Source organism: Flammeovirga agarivorans (assembly GCF_012641475.1).
Lineage (GTDB): Bacteria > Bacteroidota > Bacteroidia > Cytophagales > Flammeovirgaceae > Flammeovirga > Flammeovirga agarivorans.
This window is the reverse complement of sequence record NZ_JABAIL010000001.1, coordinates 452926-464975: the sequence shown is the minus strand read 5'-3', so window position 1 is coordinate 464975 and position 12050 is coordinate 452926. Positions and strand designations below refer to the sequence as shown.

Sequence of the window (12050 nt, the reverse complement as noted above, 5' to 3'; positions counted from 1 at the left end):
TATTCCTCCTAAATTTTGAGCATAAAAAAAGTACATCATGTTATCTTTTTATATGTGAAAATCAGGACTTTAATTTAATAATGTTTAACAAGTGTAAATGGACTCACTAACACAAGTAGTATTAGGGGCATCGGTTGGCGAAGCAGTACTAGGAAAAAAAATTGGAATTAGGGCAAGTATTTTTGGAGCAATAGCAGGCACCATCCCAGATTTAGATGTTCTGGCTAATCCTTTTTTAGATACCGTCGGGGAACTTACTTTCCATAGAAGTATCACCCACTCATTACTTTTCTGTTTCCTGGCTTCCCCTCTTTTTGGCTATTTACTGCATAGAATTTATGGTAAAGATCAAGATACTTTCAAAGACTGGACTTTGTTATTTTTCTTAGGGTTTCTAACTCACTCTATGTTGGATACATGTACTACTTGGGGCACACAACTTTTATATCCATTTTCATCTTATGGTTTTGCCACTTATTCTGTATTTGTTGTAGATCCACATTACACATTGCCTTTTATGATACTTCTGATATGGTCATTATGTAAACCTAAAAGAAGTAAAATCAGAAGACAATTGAATTATGCCGGCTTAATCATTAGCACTTCGTATTTAGCATTAGGTTTTGTCATGCAACACAAAGCGAAGAATGTTTTTACACAAGCATTACAAGAAGAAAATATTCAATATAGTGACATGATTGTAAAAACCACTCCGATGAATATTTGGCTATGGTCTGCCAGTGTAAACTCAGAAGATGAATATTATACAGGGTTCTATTCCGTTTTTGATAACGATGAAGAGGTAACTTTTAGCTCCTCTCCCAAACACCATGATCTCTTAAATAATATAGAGTTAACTCCAAAGCTAAAAGATCTTCTTTATGTGACTAAAGGGTATTATACTGTAGAAAAAATAGATGATACTACATATAATATTAACGATTTACGTTTTGGTAGTTTTGATGGATGGAAAGGCAAAGGCGAAGGAAAAATTGTGTTTGTTTATCAAATGAATTTAACCGAAGATCCTCATCGTCCTGGTCAGTATGTACAACAATTCACACAAAAGAGTTATAAAAAAATTGAAGGATTGGACTACTTTAAGCAATATTTCAGTAGAGTTTATGGTGTAAAGTATAGGGATTCAGCGGTCAAATAATAAGAATACGTTATCTTTGATCTAATTAGAAATGATACTTTTTGAATTATACATAGAGATGTACATCTCATTTTTTAGATAATAGATGAAATATTTAAATAAGATACTATTAATACTACTATCATTATTTTTTTTACCATTCACCATTCTTGCTGATCAAAAAGAAATTGATTCCTTACTTGTTGTTTTAGAACAAAACATGCAAAAAAGGGAATATTACGACAACATCAGAAAAAATAAGATCAATGAGTTAAAGCAGTTAAAACAAGAAAGTGATCTTTCGAATGAACAACTTTATCAAATCAATAAAAAAATCATTAAAGAATACTCCGCCTATTCTTTTGATTCTACACTTAGGTATATTGAACATAATAAGAAAGTTGCAAAAGCACTTAATAATCAACTTCTTATAAACGAGACAAGGCTACAGCTGGCATATAGTTTAGCGTCTTCTGGACATTATAAACAATCAGAGGATTTATTATTAAAAATTAATTCTTCTGAATTAAACAAAGAACTACTTAAACTATATTATAACTGCTACCGAAAAGTATATTCTGATTTGGACTACTTTTCATTTACCTATGATGCTCGAAAAGCTTATGCCTATGAATACAAGCTTTATACTGACTCTTTGATAGCCTTATTGGAAAAACAAACTGATGAATACCTTTACTCGAAAGAATGGGAATTACTCGATCAGAAAAAATATAAAGAATCGTTAGCTGTTAATTCTGTACGTTTGGCTGATGCCGAGATGGGAACAGAAAAATTCTCATATGTCACTTTTCAAAGGGCCTTAATCTATGAAATGGCAAGAATGAGAGAAAAGGAGAAAAAATACCTGATTATTTCGGCTATTTCTGATATTAAAGCCGCTAGAAAAGATAATATATCTCTAACAAAATTGGCTAAAATTATCTATTACGAACAAAAGGTAGATGAAGCCTATGAATACATTAAATTTTCATTTGAAGATGCAATTTTCTTTAATTCAAAAGTAAGATCTACAGAAATAACCAAGTTGTTTTCATTAATACTAGAAGCATTTCAATTAAAGAAAACAGAACAGCAAAAGAGCTTATACCTTGTGATGGGGATCATCACTATCCTTGCAATAATATTGGCCTTGAGTTTGATTTCTTTGTTCCGTCAGAAACAAAATATTGCCAAGGCAAGAAATGAACTAACAGATATCAATTCCCAATTAAAAGAGGTAAACGATCAGTTAGAAAATACGATGTTACAACTAAAAAATTCCTACAATCGTATTTCAGAATCAAATAGTGTGAAGGAGGCTTATATCGGTAACTTTATCAAGATCTATTCTGAGTTTATCGACAAGCTAAATGATTATCGATTGAAGGTAAAAAGTTTAGTAGTCGCTAAGAAACATCAGGAACTATTGAACATTTCTAAAAACGACGAACATATAGAAATCGAGATCAATAAATTCTATTCTATATTTGATAAGGCCTTCTTGGATATCTATCCTGAGTTTGTTGAGGAATTCAATAGCCTCCTTAAAGATGATGCACAAATCACCCTTAAAAAAGGACAAATGTTGAATACAGAACTTCGAATTTTTGCCTTGATCCGCATAGGTATTACTGATAGTTCTAAGATTGCCCATTTGCTTCGTTACTCTGTAAATACCATCTATAATTATAGAGCGAAAGTGAAGAATAATGCTAAAGAAATAAGAGACAATTTTGAAGAAGATGTGAAAGAAATCGGAACTTTTAAATAAAAGAAAGGCTATCTCAAAAAAAGAGATAGCCTTTTGACACTTACGCCAAAGAATATATATCACACAGCTATTTTATTATTATCTTCTGTCTACTTTCTATTTCACCATTTCGCTCAATTAATAGAATATATACTCCATCAGGAATATCATTCACATCTAGTTCAGTTATTTCCATTTCAATAGGCATTTGTGCAACTAAAGCTCCTTGGAAGTTGATTAACTTTGCTATTTTTTGAGATGCTTCATGAAGGGATGTTTTTATCGTTAAATGAGTAGAAGCTGGGTTAGGGAAAACTTTAAACACTGGTTCACCTGTAACCTGATGAGGAATCGTTCTTGTGTTTGAAAGTGGATTTCCATAGACTCTAATTTCATACAAAGAATGTCCCCAGCCTGTGGCTCTTTGTTGTCCGTATAAACGAACATATCGACCACTTCCTGATATTGTAATTTGTTCTGATCCACCGTTTCCAGAAGAGGTACTATACACTTCTGTCCAATTGCTTGCATCATTGGATAATTCGATTTTATAAGAAGAAGAATAGGCAGCTTCCCAATCGATTTCTACTTTACTTAAATCGTAAGATGCTCCCAAATCGACATACAACCACTCATTATCGGAATGATTCGATTCCCAACGTGTGTTTCCATCACCATCAACCGCATTACTGCCTTGATTTCCTTGAGAAACACTCGATGTAGTAACGCTTTTATTGTAGGCTAATTCTACAGGTTCTACCACTGATGGCACTTCTCCCATCACTCTAAATTCATAGAGGGAATGTCCCCAATTCGTTGCTCTTTGTTGACCGTATAAACGAACATATTGTGCATTCGTTGGTGTAAAGTTAATCACATCAGTTCCTCCATTTGCAGATGAGGTACTGTATACTTCTGTCCAATTATTGGCGTTGTTCGATACCTCAATTTTATAAGAAGAAGAATAAGCCGCTTCCCAATCAATTTCTACACTGCTTACGGAATACGTCTGTCCTAAATCAACATATAGCCACTGATTATCGGAATGATTCGATTCCCAACGTGTGTTTCCATCACCATCAACCGCATTGCTGCCTTGATTTCCTTGAGAAACACTGCTTGTCACCACATTTTTATTTAAGGCTACGTTAGTTGTTTCTGTTGGAGGAGGCGTTGGATCGACTGGAGGTTCTGGTGTTGTTCCCGTCGGATCCCAATTCCAAGTATCAGTTAACCATGCTTCGATATCGGCTTTTTTAGAGGCGAAATCACCTTTTGTACTTAATGATAAATAGGAAATCCATTCTCTATATTTTCTTCCATCTGTATCAATCTGATAATTGTTATTCCAGTTTGACCCGCCATAAACACCTGCTCCACCTAATGATGCGTGTTTCACTTGCTCTTTCCAAGTCGTCTGAGATTTAAAATCATCAGTATAGTATTGCTCCTTATTTACTGGCCAATGCGACATATGGTAGTAGGCATCGTGCCATGTTTTATAGAAAGTGATCCCCTCTCCTGCATAAGTTTCCGGATTAGAAGCATTGTCGTTAAAAGCACTAACCACATCTGGATGATCTTTAAAATGGATGCCAATTAACGTAGCATCATTATTCGATTGTTCATAGTTGTTTCCATGACCTGTTGGGTGGTAAGACTGACTATTTCCATTGATAGGCCAAATGGATAAGCTTGGATTACTCAAATGTTCTGATGGATCTGTGGTATGACCAGAAATAACGATAAATTCTGTCAACTCATGCCAATTTCTGAAGTTGGTATCCAACTTCGCTTTGTACCTAATTTTTCTCAAAATGGTACCATCAGGATAGATTTTATACCATTCATCTACCCATGGAATTTGTGCACCCTGCCCATCGTCTGGTGATTTATAATCTGGATCGATTAACGCATATTCCCAATGTACAATTTTGTAATCGGCTCCATCATAATCTAAGGTAACATTCGAATAGCGTAAAATTCTATCCGACATCGGTTCGTGACAACCCGGATTTCCTCCACCCCAAGTTTCTACAAACTCGTAAGTGTACATCAAACTGTCGTCTAAATACCATGAAGGCACATAATTAAGTTCACTCCAGAAGACAAACTTTCTTTTACCATCTGTTAGTGGTGCATCATTCTTATCGAAAGTTACCACTAATGCTTCTCCAAAATATCCCGACCAATTTAACTCTCTTCTTTGTGCACTAAAACCTGTATTGGTATCGTCTTTATCGACTTTAGGTTTTGTGGTTGCATAGGCATTATCGAAAGTGGCAGATCCACCTAATGCCACTAAACCCAAATAGAATTCGCCGCTTAACTGATTCCATTCTTTCGATGGTGCCAATTCTTGCCAACCAACAGCTTCCTGTCCATCTACGTTCTTCTTTACTTCGTAGAAAAAGTGAATAAACTTCTCTCCTTCATGTCGGAAGATTCTAAACTTTTTGTTGGTGCTTGTAAAAGGTACCGAGTGTGTTTGTGCATTCAAAGTGTTTTTGTATCTCAAGTTTTTATCGGCCCAACCTGTATTGTCTAAGACATCCGATTGTCCGTTTTGTTTATCTCGAATTTGTACAACAGGCGTACCGCTATTGTTCTCGACGGTAATCATCGAGTAGTTGGATACATCTGCATTATTTCCATTTTTTTTGAAGAGTGCTAAGCCAACATTATCGTCGGCTGTAAATTCCACTTCAATATAGAAGTGTCCCGAAAGTGCTTGATTGTTGTACACTCCGTACCAAGAGTTGTTGTTCGGAGTAATCGTTAATTGTCCGTTAGAAACTTGGTGACTTCCTCCTCCAGAAAGATTCACCGCCTTCCAATTACTGCTCAGGTTATTAAACTTTTCATCAATCATTACCTGTGCAAATAAAGTATTCCATCCCAATAGACAGAACACTAAAAAAGTAAGTTTTTTCATTTCACGTGTTTTTAATTTATAAAAGATTTAAGTAGCTGTTAACGGAACTCCATAGCAAAGTCCCATTGAAATTTATCATTTGGCTGTAAGTGTCGTATTGCTTTTTTCTCGTTAAAATCTACGCGATCACCTTCATCGTCTGGCAAGCCAAACCAAGGTTCAATGCAGACAAACGGACTCTCGTTTGAAGGCGACCAAATACCTAAATAAGGCACATCACCAAAAGTGAGTACTACCGATTTATCTTGCTCTGTAGCGTTAATTTTATTGATAGATACTGTTTTCGAAGATGGCTTTTCTAGAATAAACACATCTTGCTCGAATGCTTTTTTAGTAAGGGCAAAATTAGAATTAGCGTTTAAAAAAGGTCTTTTTTGAGAGGTCACCATTCCTTTTTCTAAAGTGAGGCTCTCTATGGTTTCTTCTTTTTCGAATGATAATTGATAATCGGAGAAAGTTGCATTGTCATCTAACGGACAATTAAACCCAGGGTGATACCCCGAAGAGTAAAACATCTCTTTCGACCCGGAGTTTTTGATATCAAAACTCACATTTACCTTATTGTTTATCAAAGTATAGGATACGGCATAGGTAAAATCGAAAGGATACATTTTCTTGGTGTTTTCATCACTTTGTATGCTTAAGATTACAGAGGTATCCGAAAGGATATCAACTGTATACTGACTTACTCTTCCGAAACCGTGAGACATTATTTCGTATTCCTTTCCTTCAAAAGTATACTTATCATCTTTTACATTGCAGACAATAGGAAATTGGACAATAGCGTGATCTTGCCATGAAATTGTATCGCCCTGCCATAAATATTCTTGTTGGTCTTGATTGGATTGAATCGAAATCAATTCAGCTCCAAAGGTTTTGACTTTAACCGTTAGAAAATCGTTTTTTAATTGTAGCGTATCTTGAAAAATAGAGGTAGTATCGTTGGAAGTCTTTGTAGTTTCACAACCAAAGAGGATGCTCAAAAGCAATAGGGAAGTAATAATTATTTTCATATCAATTTGTATTTATATTGTTGATGTGGGGAAAGCTGGCGATGATGAAAAGTAAGAAAGCCGAGACCTGCTGTGAAGGCCTCGGCACTTAGTAGGTTAGTTAACTACGTCTGTAAAATCTGCAAATGATTTTATAGAAATTCCTTTTGGTGCTTTATCAGCTCCAGTAAACTCTACTTCTACTGTTTCTCCAGGAAGAATATCAAAGTAGTTATTGCTAAAGTGACCATCTACACCTGGTGAGGATAAGAATACATTTTTTGTATAGCTGCTTGCTGTAAGGGTAATGATTGTTTTGTCTTTTGCTTGTTTGATTTCGCTCTTCACTACACCCGATTGTAATTTCAAATCTTTTTCTGGAGCAAAGTGGAAAATATTCTTGGCTAATTCTTTTGCACCGTTCATCACAGATACATCAAGAACTACGTTGTTTTTATCTACACCTTTAAGAAGCTCTTCTACTTTCTTTTCGAAATACACTTGGCTAGTGTTAGCTGCAATAGTAATCGACGATTTCTCCTTCATCAATTCTTTACCTGCTAAAGTTTGCATTCTTACGATTAACTGTGCTTTTTGTTCTTTCAGCTCATCGGTAACGATGTACACTCTTAGTTGGTCTTTCTCTACAATGACTGGAGCGATAGTGTTTTCGTAAACATCTCTAACCATGTATTGAGGTGCTTTCCATTTTCCATAGAAATCGATAGTTGCCCAAGATACCGCTGGCCAGCAATCGTTCAACTGCCAATACAATGTACCCATACAGTTAGGCATGTTTCTACGATGTGCTTCGATCGCTATTTTAGTGGCTTTTGCATGAAGTATCTGAGTGCGGTATACATAGTTTTCGAAGTCTTCTGGAATACCATAATACGTTCCCATTTTACGCTCGATCGCTTGGTTACCGAAGTTAGGGTCTCTCGTCTGATCTTGTCTTGCTCTATTGTGTGCAAACATTGTTTCAGATGTTTTATTTCTCTCCCAATCATCAGTAAATTTTTTGATGGATTCCATTTCTGGATAAGATTGGAAACCGTATTCTGACATGAATCGACCAACCACCTCATCGTAAATAGTTAATGGAGCGTCACCTTTCGTATCCCATAAGTGTACATCACCAAAGTTTTCAGAAATATCATTATATCCCGTGTTCGGTGATGTTGGATGATAATAACGTGTTTCATCCATACTATTAATCGCCTCTGGAATCACTTTATAGAAAAGGTTTTCTAAGCTGGCTACATAGATTTTTTGCTCTTCCTCTGTGTATTTATCTTTCCAACCCCATCCGTACCAAGAGATTTCGTTTTCGTTGTTACCGTTCCAAAGTGCAATACTTGGGTGATTTCTTAAACGCTTTACATTGTCTTTTACTTCTTCGGTTACATTTGCCAAATATTCTTCATCTCTTGGGAACATTCCACAAGCAAACATGATGTCTTGCCATACTAAAAGTCCATTCTGATCACATAAATCATAGAAAATATCTTCTTCGTAAATACCTCCACCCCAAACACGAATCATGTTCATGTTCGATACTTTTGCTTGTTGAATGTAATACTGATATTTATCCTCTGTTACCTGATCTTGGAAATTATGTAAAGGAATATAGTTGGCTCCTTTCATAAATACAGGAACACCATTTAACTCTACAGTAAAGCTTTGTCCGTCTTCCTCTTTTTCTCTCAAAACTCGAATCGATCGGATACCCGTAGTAATTGATTTTGTATCGATACTATTTCCAGAAGTCACTTTATAATCGAAAGTATATAAGTTAGGATCACCCAATCCGTTCGACCACCAAAGCTTAGGGTTTTTCATTTTCAAGCTCACAGGAATCTTGTTGATACCCGCTTTTAATGTCACTTGTTTCTTTACTGTTGAGAAAGCTTCCGAAGAAATCTCTAACGTTGCCGTTGCATTATCTTTTGTTGATTCCACTTCGAAAATAGACGTAATATCAGCTGACTTTTTCGATACGTTTTCTTGAATAATTTGTACACTTTCCAACTTCACATCGTTCCAAACTTCTAAGTATACTGGACGCCAAATACCCGAAGTAATTAAACGTGGCCCCCAGTCCCATCCAAAGTGAAAACCCGCTTTTCTTGCATATAAACTCAACCAAATTTCCGAATTCTGATCGTTGTTCGGCCATGCTTGAAGTTTAAATGGAGCATTTAAATAGTCCTCCATTTTTTCTTTAAAAACGGATTTGAAATGAATACGCAATGTATTCTCTCCTGCTTTCAATACAGACTTACAATCCTTTTTCCACTCTCTGTGCATGTTGTCTGCTGAAAGGATTTTGATATCGTTTAAATAGACATCTGCATAGGTATCTAACCCTTTAAAGTTTAGGGTAACATTGTCTTTATCTAATACTTTTTGATCTACCTTAAAAGTTGATTTATATTCCCAATCTTTCTCTCCTATCCACTGAATTTCTTTCTCATTTACTCTATGGAAAGGATCCTTGATCAACTCATTGGCAATTAAATCTGAATGCACACAACCAGGTACTTTAGCTGGATACCAATCGGTTTTCCCTTGCTGCTTAAATTCCCAATTTTGATGTAAAAATATCTTCTCTACCGTATCTGCGGATGTAAGATGACAGCCCCATAAAATCATTATGGAGAAAAATAAATTGAATTTTGCTTTCATAATCGAAATCTCTTTTGATTGTATTACACTAATTATTTTTTTAAAAAAAATCGGTGCATACTTATTATTTATACTATCGTTTAGGGTGTTTTCTTCCAGGTTCACTTTCGTGAACTAGCTCGGGAAGAGAAGTTGTCATGAGCCCTATTTCAACTCCTCTTCACCATCACTTTACACTTAGGAATACAACCTATTATAGTACTAGTATTCTTTTGGTGATAAATATTTTATCTGTTTTCATTTTCAGAATGTAGACGCCTTTTGTCAAACCAACAGTACTGACTTTTTTGCTTGTAGAACTCATTATGTCTTGCAAAATCACTTTCCCATTTGCATCCATCAATTTGAGTTCAAAGTCATTTTCTTCACTAACGTCTATTCTAAAAAAATCTCCTGAAACTGGGTTAGGATATACTTGAATATTAAATCCTAGATCGATATCATCAGAACTTAATGGTGGTTCTACTTCTTCAATTTTATTGCTTGAAATACTGATGCTAGTTTTAGCATTGATCTCTTTTTTCAATAAAATATATAATACACCACCTTGGTGTTCCACCAAAAATTCAGGAGCATCTACATTCTTACCATCCAAATTGATGTACACCTTTTGATCTTTCCAATTGTTGATTTTAAATACTGGGTTAATCAATTTTTTATCAGGCGATAAATCAAAATAAGCGGCTGCTTTCTCTTCTAGAGCGGTAAACTCAAAGGTTTTATCGTCTCTTTCATAGCCAATGTATCTACTTGAATCATTGGCCAATATCACATAGCCTGAGTACAACCAAGAATTGGTTAAATCTTTTCCTTTTTCAACAGAATTCTTTGGAAGAAGACCTCCCAACATCGACCACTTTCTATACTTTCTACCATTTTCTCTTTCTAGATAGTTATCATTCCAATCAGTACCTCCATATACACCCATTCCAATCAAAGAGGTATGAGCGATCTGTTCTTTCCAATCGGCCCAAGATTTATGCGGCTCTCTGTACGGTTCTTTATTAATAGGCCAATGGGCGAAATTGAGGTTCAAGTTGTGCCAATCAATTTTATAATCTAACTGATAACCTGAGTATGTTTCTGGAACAGTGGTATCATCAGAAAATGTACTAAATACATCTGGTGCATTCTTAATGTGTCCTACCAAAACCATTGGTCCCAATGGGTTATCATGACTAAAATAGGTATTTCCTCTTAAGGAGTAGGTTGTCTTTTTATCATCAAAAATGGTGTAGGTAGTTAATGCTGGATTTTCCAATAGGTCTTTTGGCCAATTGTTATTTCCTGCAATCACCATAGGTTCAGTTAACTCATGCCAATTTCTAAAATTGGTATCTAACTTAGGCGTATATTGAATTTCTCTAATGATAGATCCATCTGCATAAATGGTATAATATTCGTCCACTTCCGGCATATCAGGACCATTTTGATAATCGGGATAATTATAATCTGGATCCATTAAAACATAGTGCCAATGCACCACTTTTCTCACTTCATTATCTTCAATCAATTCTACTTTAGAGTAGCGTAATAATCGATCTGACATAGGTTCAAAACATCCTTCAGAACCACCACCCCAAGTTTCTACAAACTCGTAAGAATATTGAGTTTCGTTGTTTAGGTGCCATGCTGGAATGTAATTTAATTGTTCCCAGAAAACGAACTTTCTATCGTTTGCAGATTCTTCGAAATCATCTCCAAATGTGATGACCAAAGCATCTCCAAAATAACCCGACCAATTGTAATCTCTCCAAGTGGCTTTAAATCCAGTGTTAACATCACTGCGATCATTTAGTGGCGTTTTAGTTACTGTTACTTTATCAAATTGACCTTCTCCTTCAATACCTACTAATCCCACATAGTAATGAGCATCAGCAGATAACCATTCTTTTGATGGCGACAATTCCATCCAATTTTCTGCTGTTTCTCCCTCAATTTCTTTTGCTACTGCGTAGTAGAAATGAAAGAAACGCTCAGAAGCATGTCGTATAATTCTAAGTTTTTTAGCTGTAGAAGTAAATGGTACAGAATAAGTAATTCCTGTAAGCGTTTGTTTATAACGCGATTTATTTACTTTGTTGGTATTGTCTAATACATTCGCTTGTCCGTTTTGTTTATCATTTATCTCTATTACAGAACGACCTTCATCGTCTGTCGTCACATACATCATCGTATAATTATCTGTATCTGGAGCACCTTCTTTGTCGCTAAGAAGTACTAAACCTACAGATTGATCTTCAACAATTTCCACATCAACATAAAAGTGGCCATCGAAAGATTGTGTTTGATAGTATGTTCCATAGATACCATTGTTATTCTCTGGAGTGGCTTTTAGTAAGTTATTCTCTACCTTAAATTCTCCAGAGGCTCCACTTAAAGACAAAGGTTTCCAACCTTCTCCTAAAGAAGTGAATTGATCTGAAAATAACTCTTCCTGTTGAGCTTGTACTTTTGGAGCTAACGACAAGAATAAGCCTACAATAATAAGTACGAAACGCATTTAATTTAAATTTTAGTTTTTGCCCAACTCAGTAACGAGTTGGG

General features: G+C 35.5%; 6 protein-coding genes. 2 read left to right on the top strand and 4 right to left on the bottom strand.

Translation table 11 applies throughout. The features are described from left to right. The first annotated feature begins 97 nt into the window (after positions 1–97). Together HGP29_RS01940 and HGP29_RS01935 are read left to right on the top strand one after the other, a co-directional pair. Complete coding sequence (locus HGP29_RS01940; RefSeq protein WP_168880626.1) at positions 98–1159, top strand: metal-dependent hydrolase; 1062 nt, start codon at positions 98–100, stop codon at positions 1157–1159. Between the two features lie 199 nt (positions 1160–1358). Further along, on the top strand, positions 1359–2909 hold the full coding sequence (locus HGP29_RS01935; RefSeq protein ID WP_211093173.1) for a DUF6377 domain-containing protein: 1551 nt from the start codon (positions 1359–1361) through the stop codon (positions 2907–2909). A 67-nt stretch (positions 2910–2976) separates the two neighbouring features. Here the strand turns inward: HGP29_RS01935 and HGP29_RS01930 are convergent, their stop codons facing one another. From HGP29_RS01930 to HGP29_RS01915, 4 genes are all read right to left on the bottom strand, one after another. After that, positions 2977–5823, bottom strand: coding sequence for a galactose-binding domain-containing protein (locus tag HGP29_RS01930; RefSeq protein ID WP_168880624.1), 2847 nt, complete (start codon positions 5821–5823; stop codon positions 2977–2979). 38 nt (positions 5824–5861) lie between these two features. Next, the gene (locus HGP29_RS01925) at positions 5862–6836 is read right to left on the bottom strand and encodes an aldose 1-epimerase family protein (protein ID WP_168880623.1); all 975 of its coding nucleotides are present in this window, start codon (positions 6834–6836) and stop codon (positions 5862–5864) included. 96 nt (positions 6837–6932) lie between these two features. Then, complete coding sequence (locus tag HGP29_RS01920; RefSeq protein ID WP_168880622.1) at positions 6933–9503, bottom strand: beta-mannosidase; 2571 nt, start codon at positions 9501–9503, stop codon at positions 6933–6935. Positions 9504–9696: 193 nt separating this feature from the next. After that, positions 9697–12006: a T9SS type A sorting domain-containing protein gene (locus HGP29_RS01915; RefSeq protein ID WP_168880621.1), complete on the bottom strand. Its 2310-nt coding sequence runs from the start codon at positions 12004–12006 to the stop codon at positions 9697–9699. Positions 12007–12050: the final 44 nt, after the last annotated feature.